Below are 14,119 nucleotides of genomic sequence, written 5' to 3' on the forward strand. Positions count from 1 at the left end.
TTCTCGGACCAGTAGTCTGGGCAGGTGGCTGCCAAGGGTGTGGAACGACTGCTCAACGTCATCATGACGATCGGCTCACGGCGACGGATCGATCGCCGGAAGCTGTTCGCGGTGATCCCCGATTACGCGGAGGCCGCCTCCGAGACCGCGCGCGAGCGGATGTTCGAGCGGGACAAGGCGTCGATCCTCGAGCTCGGCCTGCCGCTCACCACCGAGAAGGACGTGCTCGACGAGAACACGGTCTACTACCGGATCGACTCGCCCCGTGCGGGGGCGGTGCTGGACCTCACCGCCGCGGAGTACACCGTGCTGCTCGCTGCGAGCAGGGCCTGGGACGCCGCGGCCGCCGGCGGCGCCGCGCGGCGCGTCCGGGCGAAGCTGCTGAGCCTCGGCCACGACGCCGATCCAGACCTGTTGCGGCGCACCCCGCGCGGCGCCGTCGAGTCCCTGCCCGTGCTCTCGCCGCTGCTCGAGGCGGTCACCGCCGGGCACGGGGTGCGCTTCGTCTACCGCACCGCGCAGGGCTCACCCGCCGAGCGGCGCGTGGAGCCCTGGGTGGTGGGCGTCCATGAGGGGCACTGGTACGTCCATGGCTGGGACCTGGACCGCGAGGCGCCGCGCGTCTTCCGCGCCTCCCGCATCGAGTCCTTTCCCGCGGCCCTGCCCGCGAGCACCCAGCCGCGCCCCGAGGGCATCGATCTGGCGACCGCGCTCGAGTCCCTGCACACCGGCGACGACCGGGCCCCGGCGACCCTCCGCGTGGAGCCGTTCAAGGCCCTCGCGATCCGCGACCGCGCCGGCGCCCCGCTCGAGGCGCGGGAGGTCACCTTGCCGGAACTCCCGCGCACCGCGGCGCGGCGACTCGTGCTCGGCAATCTCCGCTGGCTCGAGCTGACCGGGCCCGACTCCTGGCGCCAGGAGCTGCTGGAGGTGCTCGCCGCTCTCCGCGCCGCCCACGAGGGAGCCGCTGATCTCACCGCGCTCGAGGCGGCACCCGTGCGCCCCCGGCCGCGGATCCGCACCACCGCGACGGACCGCGACGTGCTCTCCCGCCTGATCTCCGAGGCCTCCTATGTGATGAGCCGGGGAGAGGTCGAGCTCGCGGAACTGGCCGCCGCCGTCGGCGTCACCGAGAAGCAGCTCATCGACGACCTGCAGGTGCTCTTCGTCTGCGGGGACATGGGCACCGGCTGGGAGGACCTCATCGAGGCCGAGTGGGAGGCCGGCACGGTGCGGGTGCGCAATGCGGACCCGCTGCGCCGCGCCCTCCGCCTGACGCCACCCGAGATCACGGCGCTGCTCGCCGGCCTCGCGACCCTCGAGGAGGCTGCCGGCGAGGCCGAGGGCGTTCTCGAGAGCGCCCGCGCCAAGCTGCTCGCCGGTCTGCGGGGCGAGGACGCCGACGTCGCCGCGGACCGGGAACCCACCGCGGGGGACCCCGCGAGCGCCGCGCCCGACGGCGACCCCGTGCTCCCCACGGCCCGGGAGGTCGACGACGCGATCGCCGCCGACGCCACCGCGGCGCGCACGGCGGACCGCGCCGAGGCGGTGCTCGCCGCGGTCCAGCACGCCCTCGCCGCCGGGGACGACGCCGCCGATGCCCTCACCATCCGCTACTCCTCGGCGGACCGCCCCGGGACCAGCGTGCGCCGCATCCGTCCCGAGCGGATCGAGACCGACGGCTCCCGCTCGTACCTGATCGCCGACTGCGAGCTCGCCGAGGGGCCGCGCCGTTTCCGCCTGGACCGCATCGTCGAGCTGCTGCCGGACGGAACCCCGCAGTCCCGAGCGGAGGACGCCGCGGGAGTGGAGCTCGGCGGCCGCGTCGAGGGCGAGGTCTGGCTCGCGCTCGAGCCGCCCGCGCACTGGATCGCCGAGTCCTTCGCGGCGGCCGAGCTGCGCGACGGGGAGAACGGACGGACCTTCGCCCGGCTCGACTCGCCGATCCGCGCCGCGCTCGTCGACGCGGTGCTCGAGGCGGCGGGAGCGGCCGAGGTGCTCGCCCCGAGTGATCTGAGAGACACGATCGTGACCGTGGCGCAGGCCGCGGACGCTCGTCACACCCAGACGGGGCCGCTACCCTGAATCGACCCGCCGTGCGGAGGCCCGATCCCGGACCTCGCCGCTCGTCATGTGCCCCATCCGCTGTGGGATGATAGGTGCGCTCGCGAGACCTCCGCGGCGCTGTTGAAAGGGAATTTCATGGGTTTCTTCCGTAGCCCCTGGCCGATCGTGATCCTCATCGTGCTCGTCGTGCTGCTGTTCGGCGCGAACAAGCTGCCCGGTCTCGCCCGCAACATGGGCAGGTCCATGCGCGTGTTCAAGAGCGAGGTCGAGGAGCTGCGCGGCGACGACCGCGCGGAGGACGACGAAGACGACGACGCCCCGCGTCAGCGCCCCGCCCGCGACGAGGACCGTCGCCGCGAGGACCGTCCCCGCCGGGACGAGCGCGAGTACGACCCCCGCGACGAGGCGGACCGCGAGCCCGTCCGCTCCCGGGAGGACGACGACTCCTACCGTCGCGACTGATCAGCGTCGACACAGGACGCTGCTGGTCCGGTCCGCAGCTGCGGACCGGACCGTCGACGACGGGGAGGAGAGACCGACGTGGCCAGTGACACCCAGGGCGACGCCCAGAGCACCGCGCAGGAGAAGCGCTCGCGCACGCCCAAGAACCCCGAGGGGCGGATGTCCCTCGGCGAGCACCTGCTGGAGCTGCGCAACCGCCTGGTGATCTGCGCGATCACCGTCGTGGTCTTCGCGGTCGTGGGCTGGTTCGTCTTCGACTGGGTGTACGCGCTGCTCGAGCGGCCCTTCCGCCTCGCCGAGGCGCAGGGGCTCCCCGCCTCGCTGAACTTCCAGGGCGTGGGCACCGGCCTGAGCGTGAAGCTGCAGATGTCCGCCTACGTGGGCCTGCTGCTGTCCTCGCCGATGATCATGCTGCAGATCTGGCTCTTCGTGATGCCCGGCCTGCACCGCACGGAGCGCCGGTACGCGATCGGCTTCTTCGGCACCGCGATCCCCATGTTCTTCCTCGGCTGCGCCGCGGGCTACTGGGCGATCAACCAGCTGGTGCCGGTGCTGCTCTCCTTCACCCCGCAGGGCGACACGACCGACCAGCTGATCCGGTACGACGAGTACCTCGCGATGCTGGTCAAGACCATGCTCGCCTTCGGCATCGCCTTCGTGCTGCCGGTGGTGATGGTGCTGCTGAACTTCCTCGGCATCATCCGCGGCAAGACGATGCTGAAGGCCTGGCGCTGGCTGATCTTCGCGAGCGTGCTGTTCACCGCGGTGATGGTGCCGACCCCGGAGCCCTTCACGCTGCTGGCGATGTCCGCGGCCGTGGCCTCCCTGTTCTTCGGCGCGATCGTCATCGCACTGATCCACGACAAGCGCCACGGCATCACCGGCGAGGAGCCCGAGGACGGGCTCGCCGATGATGAGGCGAGCGAGATCGACGGGCCCTCGCGCCTGGACGAGGACGATCGGTGAGTCGACTCCGAGTGGGACTGCTGTCGAATCCGACGGCGGCCCTCGGCGCGGCACGGCGCACCGGCCGGCAGGTCGCGAACCTGCTGAGCCTCGCCGGGATCTCCGTCGTCGACCTCTCCGGGCCGTCGGCCCAGGTGGCGCGGGCCCGCGCCCTCGAGATCCGGGACACGCTGACCGCCCTCGTCGTCGTGGGCGGGGACGGCACCGTCTCCCTCGGCGCGGAGATCGTGGCGGGCTCGCCGGTGCGGCTCGGCGTGGTCCCCTCCGGCAGCGGCAACGACTTCGCGCGCGCCCTGGGGCTGCCGCTGAACGATCCCGAGGCGTCCACCCGGTCGCTGCTGCACGCCCTCTCGCGCCCCGCGGTGACCATCGACGCCCTCGAGATCACCGCCGCCGGCGAGCACTCCCTGCCGCACCGCTCCCTCGCCCTGGGCAACGTGAACCTCGGCTTCGACGCCCTCGTCAACGCCCGGGCCAACAGCTCCACCCGGGGGGCGTCCACCCGCTACACCGCGGCCGTGCTCCGGGAGCTCGCCGCGTTCTCCCCGTTCCCGTACTGGCTCGAGATCGACGGCGGGGAACGGATCGAGATCGATGCGACCCTGCTGACCGTGTCCAATACCGGTCTGTTCGGCGGGGGGATGCGGGTCGTCCCCGACGCGCGGGTCGACGACGGTCAGCTCGAGCTCGTGACCCTCGAGGGACTCTCCCGCATCCAGCTGCTGCGCTTCTTCCCCCGCGTCTTCCGCGGCACCCATACCTCCGTGCGGGGCTTCGCGACCCGCCCCGTGCGCGAGGTGACGGTGGGCCTGCGCCACGGGCGCGGCCTGCGCGCCTATGCCGACGGCGAGGCGCGCGCCCTGCTCCCGTTGACCGTCCGGGTGCTGCCCGGCGCCGTCCGTCTGCTGGCGGAGGTGCCGGAGCCGGGGGCCGAGGAGGCGAGCACCACCAGGAGGACCCGATGACCTCACCCGCGGATCGCTACGCCCGCTGGGCAGCGGAGAGGCGCGAGGCCGGTTCCGCCCTGAGCGCCTTCACGCGGCGCTACGACTTCACCCTCGACGACTTCCAGCTGGAGGGCTGCCGGATCCTCGAGGCCGGCAGCTCCGTCCTGGTCGCCGCCCCGACCGGCGCCGGCAAGACCGTGGTGGGCGAATTCGCAGTCCACCTCGCCCTCGCACAGGGCCGCAAGGTCTTCTACACCGCACCGATCAAGGCGCTGTCGAACCAGAAGTTCGGCGAGCTGGTGGACTGGCTGGGACATGACCGGGTGGGCCTGCTGACGGGCGACACCTCGATCCGGCCCGAGGCCGAGGTGGTCGTGATGACCACCGAGGTGCTCCGGAACATGCTCTACGCCGACTCGGACCTCCTGACGGACCTCGGCTTCGTGGTCATGGACGAGGTGCACTATCTCGCCGACCGCCTGCGCGGGCCGGTCTGGGAGGAGGTCATCCTCCACCTGGACCTCTCGGTGCAGCTCGTGGCGCTCTCCGCGACTGTCTCCAACGCGGAGGAGTTCGGGGCGTGGCTGCAGGAGGTCCGCGGGGAGACCGAGATCGTGGTCTCGGAGACGCGGCCGGTGCCGCTCTGGCAGCACGTGATCGCCGGCGAGGAGCTGCTGGACCTCTTCGTCGACGAGGCCGGTGAGGCGGTGGTCTCCCAGGGCCCCGGCGCCCGGGCGCATCGCGTGGTGAACCCCGAGATCGAGAAGGTCACCTCCTTCTCGCTCCCGGTCGACGAGCGCTCCGGCAGCCCGCGCGGACGCGGACACCGCGGGCGGAAGGGCACCAGCGGTCGGCACCGGCCCCGCGGCTCGGGTCAGCACGGCCGGCGCGGAGGCCGCGATCAGGGTCCCGATCGCCCCGGAGCAGGAGGCGCCTCCTCGGTCGGCGACGGCCGAGGCGACCACCGGCAGGGCGGTCGACCCGACCGCGGGCACCGCGACGGTGGGCTGGACGGAAGGCCGCGGGGCGGTCGCCCGGGCGGCGGACAGCGGCCGATGCGCCGCGCCGACGTCATCGTGCTGCTCGACGATGCGGCGCTGCTGCCCGCGATCGTGTTCATCTTCTCCCGCGCCGGCTGCGAGGGTGCCGTCCAGCAGTGCTCCCGGGCGCGGGTCCACCTCACCGACGAGCAGGAGCGCCGCCGGATCCGGGCGGTCCTCGACGAGCACCTCGCCGAGATCGGCCTCGAGGACGAGGAGGTGCTCGGGATCGAGGCCTTCCGGCGCGCCGCCCTCGACGGCTACGCTGCGCATCATGCGGGCATGCTGCCGCTGCTGAAGTCGGTGGTGGAGACGCTCTTCGCGCAGGGCCTGATCAAGGTGGTCTTCGCGACGGAGACCCTCGCGCTGGGCATCAACATGCCGGCCCGCTCGGTGGTGCTGGAGAAGCTGGTGAAGTTCAACGGGGTCGAGCACGCCGATCTCACCCCGGGGGAGTTCACCCAGCTCACGGGGCGGGCGGGACGCCGCGGCATCGACACCGAGGGGCATGCGGTGGTGCTCGCGGGGCCGCACTTCGACGCCGCGGCCGTCGCCTCCCTCGCCTCCCGGCGCACCTACCCCCTCCGCTCGGCGTTCCGGCCGACGCCGAACATGGCCGTCAACCTGCTGGACCGCTTCGACCTGTCCCGCGCCCGGGAGACCCTCGAGACCAGCTTCGCCCAGTTCCAGGCGGACCGCTCGGTGGTGGGCCTCGCGCGGCGCGCCCGCGAGCTCGAGGACACCGCCGACTCCTATCTCGAGGCGATCACCTGCGAGCACGGGGACCTGCTCGGCTACGCGGAGATCCAGGAGCGCATCGCGGAGCGCGAGAAGTCCCTCTCGCGATCCCGGGCCTCCGCCCAGCAGGACCGCACCCGGTCCGTGCTCGGCTCGCTCCGCCGCGGGGACGTCATCGCCCTGCCCGGCGGGAAGCGGCACGGCTACGCCGTGGTGCTCGACGTGGACCGCACCGTGCTGGGCGGCCCGCAGCTCGACCTGCTCGACACCGAGGGCCGTCGCCGCAGCCTCCGCCCGGGGGACGTGCCCTCGCCGCCCGCCGTCCTCGACACCCTGCGCCTGCCGCGGCAGGAGGCGCTCGGCAGCGGGAAGGTCCGCAAGGACACCGCCGCCGCGCTGCGCCAGCGGCTCTCGGGCGCGGACGACGACGCGCGCCGCGAGGTGCGGCGCCGGGCGGAGAAGGTCCCCTCGAGCGCCGCGACCGACGAGACGCTGCTGCGGCTGCGGGAGGAGCTCACGGCGCACCCGTGCGCCGCCTGCCCCGATCTCGCCGCCCACCTGCGCTGGGTCGGCCGCTGGCGCTCGAGCCGGCGCGAGCTCGAGGGCGTGCAGCGGCGCATCGAGGGGCGCACCAGCTCGCTGGCCCGGCAGTTCGACCGGCTCACCGACCTGCTCCAGGAGCTCGGGTACCTCGAGTCCTCCGAGGACAGCTCAGCCGCCGAGCCCGATCTGCGCCCCACCCCGAGCGGGCTGCGGCTGCGCCGACTGTTCAGCGATCGGGACCTGCTCATCGCCCAGTGCCTCGAGCACGGGGCCTGGAAGGGCCTGGACGCCCCGGGCCTCGCGGCGGTGGTCTCGGCCGCGGTGCACGAGTCCCGCCGCGACGACCGCGCCCCCGAGGCGATCCCGGATCCCGCCGTGGACGCGGCGCTCGTGGCCTCCGCGCACCTCGCCCGGGAGCTGCAGGCCGCGGAATCCCGGCACGGCATCGAGCCGACGGTCCCCCCGGATCCGGCGATCGCCGGGATCGTGCATCGCTGGGCGCGCGGGGAGCATCTCGCCGCCGCCCTCGACGGCAACGACCTCCCTGCCGGGGACTTCGTCCGCCACTGCCGCCAGGTGATCGATCTCCTCGACCAGCTCGCCGAGGACCCCGAGCTCGCGGCGACCGCGCGCCGTGCGATCACGGCGGTGCGCCGCGGCCTCGTCGCCCAGGAGATCGACCGATGAGCGTTCTCCCAGGAGGACACGTCACCCTGGGGTCCGTGACCACGCCCGACACCGTCCCCGCCGCCTCCGCGCCCGTGCTCTACACCGGCATCGTGCTGTACAGCACCGTCGACCCCGAGGCCGCGGCGATGCTGGTCGCCGACGGGCTGATCGCCTGGACCGGCCCGGAGGACTCCGCCGCCGTGCTCTTCCCCGAAGCAGAGCGCGTCGACGCGACCGGCTGCCTGCTCACTCCCGGCTTCGTCGACGCCGCCGCGACCGCCGACGGCTCGGCACTCGATCCCGCCGACGACGCGGCGGCCGCTGCCTCCGGGATCGTGCTGCGCCTTCCCGGGCCGACGGGGGAGCGGGACGGGATGCGCGTGATCGCCCCGGTCACCGAGAGTGCCGACTTCCTCGATCTGACCATCTCGGGCACGCCGCTCGCCCTCGGCTCCGGCGGTGTCCCCGAGGCGGCGGATCCGTGGGAATGGCTGCGGGGCGCGACCCGCCGGCCGCCCGCGGAGCAGCGCATCAGCGATCGGGCCGCCTTCCTCGCCGCGACCCGTGGCGGTCGCCGCCTCGCCGGGGACCGCCACCCCGGGGATCTCCGCACCGGCCAGCCCGCGACCTTCGTGGTCTGGGAGCCGTGGGACCTCACCGTCCAGTCCAAGGCCACCGGGGTGGACTCGTGGTCCACGGACCCGCGCTCGCGCACGCCCCTGCTGCCCGACCTCGACCAGGGCAGCCCGCGGGCGCTGCGCACCATCGTCGACGGCCGGATCGTCCACGATCTGCTCGGGCAGGGGCGCGGATGAGCGCGGCCGCCCGCACCGCCGCCGCGCGGGGGACCGCGGAGACGACGTCCGACGAGGTCGACCCGACGCCCTGGCCCGTCGCCCTGCTGCTCGCGGCCCTCGGAGGGGTCTGCGCCCTGCTGGCCTTCCCTCCCTATGACCTGTGGATGCTGCTGCCGGTGGCGCTGGCCCTGTTCAGCGCCGCGCTGCTGGTGCGCACGGTGCGCCTCGCAATGCTGGTCTCCCTCGTCTGGGGTCTCGCGTTCTTCGTCCCGCTGACCCAGTGGGCGAGCACCTACGCCGGGTGGATGCCGTGGATCGCGCTCGGCGTCTTCGAGGCGCTGTACATGGTGGTCTACGGCCTCGCCGCGCGCACCGTGATGGTGCGCCGCGGTCTCTCGCTGAGCTCGGCGATCGTCGTCGCCGCGCTGTGGACCGCGGTCGAGCTGCTGCGCGGCACCGTCCCCTGGGGCGGACTGACCTGGGGATCGGCGGCCTTCGCGCTCGGCGACTCGCCCCTGCTGAACCTCGGCCCGTGGGTCGGCATGTCCGGCCTCGCCTTCGTGACGGCCCTGCTCGGCCAGCTGCTGGTGCACGGTGCCCTGTCGCTCCTGGGCCGGCGCCACCGGGGCCTCGTCGGCTTCTCGGGGGTGTGGCCGCTGGCGATCGCGGTCGCCGCGGTGCTCGCCACGGTCCTCACCCCCTATCCCGCCAACCGAGCCCCCGAGGGCCGCCCGACGATGCGCATCGCCGGGGTGCAAGGCTCGATGGAACGCATCGCCCCCGCGACCATGGCCATGCCCGAGGGAGTCTTCGACAACCACCTCGAGACCACCCACCAGGTGATCGCCGACGCCGAGGCCGACGGCACGGAACTGGGGCTGATCGTCTGGCCCGAGGACTCCACCGGCTACGACCCGCGGCAGGATCCCCGGCTCGCCCAGCAGCTCGCCGCCGCCTCCGCGGAGGCCGGCGCCCCGATCCTCATCGGCACCCAGTCCGCGGTGGGGGAGACGCAGCGGCTGAACGAATCGGTCCTCATCACGCCCGAGGGCGACATGCCCTACTCCTATGCGAAGCGGCACCCGGTGCCCTTCGGCGAGTACGTCCCCTTCCGGGACTTCTTCCGCACCCTCACCGACAAGGTCGACCTGATCGGCCGCGACATGATCCCCGGCGAGGAGGTGGGGGTGCTGGACCTCGCCGCCGTCGGGCAGGGCGAGGGATCCGTCGGCGTGCTGATCTGCTTCGAGATCGCCTACCAGGACCTCGTCGGCGATGTCGTCGAGGACGGTGCCGAGGTGATCGTGGTGCAGTCCAACAACGCCCTCTTCGGGGACTCGCACGAGGCGATCCAACAGCTCGCCGAGGCGAAGGTGATGGCCGTGGTCTCAGGGCGGAGCGTCGTCCACGTCTCCACCGTCGGGCAGAGCGCGATCTTCACCCCCGAGGGACGGCAGCTCGACTTCGTGGATCACTGGGACCAGGGAGCGGTCGTCGCGGACGTCCCGCTCCGCACCGGCACCACGCTCGCCGTCGCCGCCGGTCCGTGGATCGGCGTGGGGATCAGCGCGGTCGCGGTCCTCGGACTCCTCGGGGCGCTGTCCACCTCCCGTCGGGCGCTCGCGCGCCCCCGTCCCCGTCGATCCACCAGGACCTGAGCATGCACCCCTCCACCGCCTCCCTGCCGCCCACCCTCGTCGTGATCCCGACCTACGACGAGCGCGACGCCCTCCCCGGGACCCTCGCCCGGCTCCGCGCCGCGGTGCCCGGAGCGCACGCGCTCGTGGTCGATGACGCCTCCCCGGATGGCACGGGGCAGTGGGCGGACCAGGCCGCGGCCGCGGACGATCACGTGCACGTCCTGCACCGCACGGGCAAGGAGGGCCTCGGCCCCGCCTATCTCGCGGGCTTCGCCTGGGGCCTCGAGCGCGGCTACGCACAGCTCGTGGAGATGGACGCCGACGCCTCGCACCGTCCCGAGCAGCTTCAGCGGCTGCTCGAGGGGCTGCGCCGCGGGGCGGACCTCGCGATCGGCTCCCGCTGGGTGACCGGGGGCAGGGTCCACGACTGGCCGCTGCGCCGCCTGCTGCTCTCCCGCGGGGCGAACCTCTACGTCCAGCTGGTCCTGGGCCTCGGGGTGCGGGACGCGACCGCGGGCTTCCGGGCGTTCCGCGCGGAGACCCTCGCCGGGATCGTCCGCGGCCGGGTCGCCTCGCAGGGCTACTGCTTCCAGGTGGACATGACCCGTCGGGCCCGCGCCGCCGGCGCCGTGATCGCGGAGGTCCCCATCGACTTCGACGAGCGCACCGAGGGCGCCTCGAAGATGTCCTCGCGGATCGTGCGGGAGGCGCTCGTGAAGGTCACCCTCTGGGGGGTCGCGCACCGCACCCAGCAGCTGCGCACGGCCCTGCGCTACCCTGGCCGCGCCCGCAGGTCCGTCACGGCAGCGAAGGGGGACGCACGATGACCAGCTCCACGGGGACCGGCTCCGAGCGTCCCGGACCGCTCCGCTCCCGCCTCGGCGTGCTCGTGCCGGTGGGCATCATCGCCCTCGGCCTGATCGAGCTCGCGCTCCTGATCGTCATCGGCGTGAACACGAACCTGTGGTGGCCCCTGGTCATCGTGCTCGTCGGCGGCATCGTCGCGGTCGCCCTGGTGGTCGCGGCCGGGCAGCAGTCCTTCGTGCGGCTGCGGTCGCTGTTCCGCGCCCTCGGAGGGCGCGGCGACGTGCAGAAGCATCTCTCCCGCCCCGCGTTCACGCTCCTGGCCGCGCTCTGCTTCGCCTTCCCGGGGGTGCTCAGCGACCTGATCGGGATCATCCTGCTGCTCACCCCGGTGCAGCGCCGCACCGTCCGGGCCATGGGCCTCTCCGGCGGCTCCGAGGGCGCCTCGCGCGTGCTCTACCGGCGCAGCACGGGCGGCGTGATCGACGGTGAGATCATCCTCGATGCGCAGCGGCCCGAGCAGGGGCCGGGTGGCCAGCGGCGCACCGGTGGCGAGGGCGGCTCCACCCCGCCGGTCATCCAGCAGGACTGACCCTCTCGCGCCACAGGACCAAACCTCACGACAGAGCCCCCGCACCGTCTCGGACGATGCGGGGGCTCTGCGGCGACGGCAGGGCCGTCGGGATCAGAAGTGGGTGCGCTGGTGCAGCTTGCCGGCGCGGAGCAGCGCGAGGCGCTGGTCGAGGAGCACCTGCAGGTCCTCCTCGCTGCGACGCTCCAGGAGCATGTCCCAGTGGGTGCGCACCGGCTTGCCGGGCTTCTCCTCGGGCTTCTCGTGGTCGCGGAGCACCGCGGTCGCGCCGCAGCGGCACTCCCACACGGCCGGGACGTCGGCCTCGACGGAGAACGGCAGCACGATGTTGTGGCCGTTGGGGCAGTCGTAGATGGCCTCCTGACGCGGAGCGGCCAGCACGCCCTCGTCGGTCTCCATGGAGAGGGAGCCCAGACGGGTTCCTCGCAGACTGCGGCTGTTCATGCGGTTCTCGCTTCCTGCCGGAAAGATGCTCCGGGCGGGGTGCCGCCCGGAAGGTCTGTGTCGGTCAACGCCGCACGGGCACGATCTGTTCCCGTTCCGGTCGGGGGACCGGTGCCCGCGGCGGACCGTCGGTCACGCGCCGTCGGCCTGCCCGGAGAGGAGCTCCGAGAACAGATCGACGCGATTGGTGATGATACCATCCACGCCGCTGACCAGCAGATCCCGCATGTGCTCCGGGTCGTCCACCGTCCACACGTGCACCTCGCAGCCGGCGCGGTGAGCGGCCGCGATGTTCGCGGGGGTGACGATGGGCACGCCCTGGTAGGTCTCCGGCACCTGGAGCGCGCCGAAGGGCCGCAGGATCCGGGCGATGACCCTGTCGGGCGCCTCGACGGCGCGGGCCGCGAGGAAGGCGGCGATCGTGGCGCGGCCGGGGGAGCGGACCGGGGTGACCCCGGTGGCGGCCTTCACCGTCGCGACGGCCTTGCGCGCCACGACGTCGTGGAAGCTGGTCAGGCAGATGCGGTCGGCGCTGCGGGTGCGGGCGATGGCCGCGACGGTCGGCCCGATGGCCTCGGGAACCTTGACGTCGACGTTGACCTGGACCTCGGGGAAGCCTCCGAGCACGTCCTCGAGCATGGCGAGCGGCTCCTCGCCCGCGAGGCGGATGGCGCCTGCCTCCTCGGCGCTGAGCTCCGCGATGCGGCGGGGGTCCCCGGCGATCCGTTGCAGATCGGGGTCGTGGACGGTCAGCGCGAGGTGGTCCGCGGTGGCGCGCACGTCGGTCTCGAGGACGTCGGCGCCCGCGGCGATCGCGCGCTCGAAGGCCCCGAGGGTGTTCTCGGCGCCGTCCGCGACGAGCCCCCGATGCGCGATCCGCCGCGGCCGGGCCCCGGGCAGGAAACGCGAGTGCGGTCGCCCCTCAGTGCTGTTGCTGATCGATGAGGGCATCCTCTTCCTCCTCGTCCTGGCCTCGGCGTCGCGCACGGGCGACGGTCCGGGGCTGGGTGCTGGTGCGGGTCCGACGGGGGCGGCCGCAGCTCGTGCTCTGTTCGCTCGAGAGCTCCGTCGTGGAGCCCCCAGCCGCCGCGACCGTGGCCGGGGCGGGCTCCGGCATGGTCGGGGTCGTCCCCGGGGCGGGTGCCGACTCGTCCGCGGGACCGGACCTCTCGGCGGCGACGGCGTCGCGCTCATCCTGCAGTCGGCGTCGCAGGACGTACACCAGCGCCGCGGGGAAGAAGATCGCGAAGAGCACCCACTGCACGGTGTAGGAGAGATGGGGGCCGAGCGAGGTGTCGGGAGCGGGCAGGGCGATCGGGCGGGCGGACTCCGGCTGCTCGGCATCGAGCACCGCGTAGGCACCGGTGACCATCTCGCCGTCGAGGGGGAGGTCCGCGGCGATCTGCTGGGGGTTGATCGAGTGGACCTGGCCTTCGGGGCGCTCACGATCCAGGACCCGCTCGGCGGGCCGCACCCGGGCGGTGAGGGTCAGCTCGCCCGCGGGGACGGGGGCGGGGTCGTCGGGCTGCGAGGCGGAGTCCTGGGAGTCGACCCAGCCGCGCACGATCAGCAGAACGGTGCCGTCCTCGGCCCGGAAGGGGACCAGTTGATAGAAACCGGTGGCGCCGCCGTACTGGCGGTTGCGGACGTAGAGCACGCAGCCCGGGTCGGTGCAGTACTCGCCGCGGAGCTCCACGCGCTGCCAGTCGTCCTCGGCCGCGAGCGTGCTGCCCGGGGTGGGCAGCAGCCGGGAGAGGGCGACGGGATCCGCGTCGTAGTTGGCCTCGATCACGGCGGCCTCGGCGCGGCGCTCCTCGAAGCGGTGCCACTGCCAGCGGCCGAGGCCCAGGCAGACGGTGGCGGCGAGGGCCACGAGGAGCAGACCGACGAGGGTCTCTCGGCTGAGGAGCACTCGGCGCCAGGAGACCCGTGGCGAGGCGTCGCTCCCCGCACTCGCCGTCGGGGGAGCGGGGTGCAGCGGACCGGTCATGGGGCGTCCGGCGTGCGCGCCTGGTCTCCCTCGATCGCGGTGACGGCTCCCAGGTGTCCGGAGGCCTCGGTGAGCACGCCGATGAGGTCGTCAACGGCGAAGTCGACGAGCCGTACGAAGACGATCGCGGTGAGGGCGGCGAGGACGAATCCGAGGGCCGTCACCGTGATCGTCATGCCGAGGCGCAGGCGCGGACGCCGCTTCTCGGGCTTCGCCGGCGGGAAGCCGTAGTCCTCGTCCTCGAGATGGTTCTGGGACCACATTCCGGGGTTGAGGACGGAGACGGGGTAGGTGTCGACGCGAGCCCGGGGGCGGGCACCGCTCGCGGGGACATCGACGGAGTCCAGCAGCGGCGGTGCGGTGCGGGCGAGAGGCTCGTCCGGCAGCCACAGCCGCCATCCCGCCGGCACCGGCCCCCAC

At 73.5% G+C, this 14,119-nt stretch carries 13 protein-coding genes; 9 read left to right on the plus strand and 4 right to left on the minus strand.

Annotation, left to right across the window (positions count from 1 at the left end; genetic code table 11):
- Positions 1 to 24: 24 nt before the first annotated feature.
- The 9 genes from V1260_RS10020 to V1260_RS10060 all read left to right on the plus strand — a co-directional run bounded on the left by V1260_RS10020 (position 25) and on the right by V1260_RS10060 (position 11,265).
- Positions 25 to 2,085, plus strand: a complete 2,061-nt coding sequence (locus tag V1260_RS10020) for a WYL domain-containing protein (RefSeq protein WP_329746671.1) — start codon at positions 25 to 27, stop codon at positions 2,083 to 2,085.
- A gap of 117 nt (positions 2,086 to 2,202) precedes the next feature.
- The gene (gene tatA / locus V1260_RS10025) at positions 2,203 to 2,529 is read left to right on the plus strand and encodes a Sec-independent protein translocase subunit TatA (protein WP_329746672.1); all 327 of its coding nucleotides are present in this window, start codon (positions 2,203 to 2,205) and stop codon (positions 2,527 to 2,529) included.
- A gap of 78 nt (positions 2,530 to 2,607) precedes the next feature.
- Positions 2,608 to 3,495, plus strand: a complete 888-nt coding sequence (gene tatC / locus V1260_RS10030) for a twin-arginine translocase subunit TatC (protein WP_329746673.1) — start codon at positions 2,608 to 2,610, stop codon at positions 3,493 to 3,495.
- Positions 3,492 to 4,460, plus strand: coding sequence for a diacylglycerol/lipid kinase family protein (locus V1260_RS10035; protein WP_329746674.1), 969 nt, complete (start codon positions 3,492 to 3,494; stop codon positions 4,458 to 4,460). Before tatC ends, V1260_RS10035 begins: the two co-directional genes overlap by 4 nt.
- Positions 4,457 to 7,450: a DEAD/DEAH box helicase gene (locus tag V1260_RS10040; protein WP_329746675.1), complete on the plus strand. Its 2,994-nt coding sequence runs from the start codon at positions 4,457 to 4,459 to the stop codon at positions 7,448 to 7,450. Before V1260_RS10035 ends, V1260_RS10040 begins: the two co-directional genes overlap by 4 nt.
- Before the next feature lie 35 nt (positions 7,451 to 7,485).
- Positions 7,486 to 8,247 carry a hypothetical protein gene (locus tag V1260_RS10045; RefSeq protein WP_329746676.1) on the plus strand — a complete coding sequence of 254 codons (762 nt, stop codon included), beginning with the start codon at positions 7,486 to 7,488 and terminating at the stop codon, positions 8,245 to 8,247.
- On the plus strand, positions 8,244 to 9,887 hold the full coding sequence (gene lnt, locus V1260_RS10050; RefSeq protein WP_329746677.1) for an apolipoprotein N-acyltransferase: 1,644 nt from the start codon (positions 8,244 to 8,246) through the stop codon (positions 9,885 to 9,887). Before V1260_RS10045 ends, lnt begins: the two co-directional genes overlap by 4 nt.
- A 2-nt stretch (positions 9,888 to 9,889) precedes the next feature.
- The gene (locus V1260_RS10055) at positions 9,890 to 10,696 is read left to right on the plus strand and encodes a polyprenol monophosphomannose synthase (protein ID WP_329746678.1); all 807 of its coding nucleotides are present in this window, start codon (positions 9,890 to 9,892) and stop codon (positions 10,694 to 10,696) included.
- Positions 10,693 to 11,265, plus strand: coding sequence for an FxsA family protein (locus V1260_RS10060; RefSeq protein WP_329746679.1), 573 nt, complete (start codon positions 10,693 to 10,695; stop codon positions 11,263 to 11,265). Before V1260_RS10055 ends, V1260_RS10060 begins: the two co-directional genes overlap by 4 nt.
- A 93-nt stretch (positions 11,266 to 11,358) precedes the next feature.
- Here V1260_RS10060 and V1260_RS10065 read toward each other — a convergent pair whose 3' ends face one another.
- From V1260_RS10065 to V1260_RS10080, 4 genes are all read right to left on the minus strand, one after another.
- Positions 11,359 to 11,709 carry an RNA polymerase-binding protein RbpA gene (locus V1260_RS10065; RefSeq protein WP_329746680.1) on the minus strand — a complete coding sequence of 117 codons (351 nt, stop codon included), beginning with the start codon at positions 11,707 to 11,709 and terminating at the stop codon, positions 11,359 to 11,361.
- 132 nt (positions 11,710 to 11,841) lie between these two features.
- The gene (locus tag V1260_RS10070; RefSeq protein WP_329746681.1) at positions 11,842 to 12,660 is read right to left on the minus strand and encodes a glycerophosphodiester phosphodiesterase family protein; all 819 of its coding nucleotides are present in this window, start codon (positions 12,658 to 12,660) and stop codon (positions 11,842 to 11,844) included.
- Complete coding sequence (locus V1260_RS10075; RefSeq protein WP_329746682.1) at positions 12,632 to 13,621, minus strand: SURF1 family cytochrome oxidase biogenesis protein; 990 nt, start codon at positions 13,619 to 13,621, stop codon at positions 12,632 to 12,634. Before V1260_RS10075 ends, V1260_RS10070 begins: the two co-directional genes overlap by 29 nt.
- Positions 13,622 to 13,695: 74 nt before the next feature.
- Positions 13,696 to 14,109, minus strand: coding sequence for a hypothetical protein (locus V1260_RS10080; RefSeq protein ID WP_329746683.1), 414 nt, complete (start codon positions 14,107 to 14,109; stop codon positions 13,696 to 13,698).
- Between the last annotated feature and the right edge of the window lie 10 nt (positions 14,110 to 14,119).

This window comes from Brachybacterium sp. J144, from assembly GCF_036321705.1.
GTDB lineage: Bacteria > Actinomycetota > Actinomycetes > Actinomycetales > Dermabacteraceae > Brachybacterium.

Bases quoted from the DNA above. Each gene is read 5' to 3' on its own strand.
- tatA (WP_329746672.1), top strand. From the start codon at position 2,203: ATGGGTTTCTTCCGTAGCCCCTGGCCGATCGTGATCCTCATCGTGCTC.
- V1260_RS10040 (WP_329746675.1), top strand. From the start codon at position 4,457: ATGACCTCACCCGCGGATCGCTACGCCCGCTGGGCAGCGGAGAGGCGC.
- lnt (WP_329746677.1), top strand. From the start codon at position 8,244: ATGAGCGCGGCCGCCCGCACCGCCGCCGCGCGGGGGACCGCGGAGACG.
- V1260_RS10055 (WP_329746678.1), top strand. From the start codon at position 9,890: ATGCACCCCTCCACCGCCTCCCTGCCGCCCACCCTCGTCGTGATCCCG.
- V1260_RS10060 (WP_329746679.1), top strand. From the start codon at position 10,693: ATGACCAGCTCCACGGGGACCGGCTCCGAGCGTCCCGGACCGCTCCGC.
- V1260_RS10065 (WP_329746680.1), bottom strand. From the start codon at position 11,709: ATGAACAGCCGCAGTCTGCGAGGAACCCGTCTGGGCTCCCTCTCCATG.
- V1260_RS10070 (WP_329746681.1), bottom strand. From the start codon at position 12,660: ATGCCCTCATCGATCAGCAACAGCACTGAGGGGCGACCGCACTCGCGT.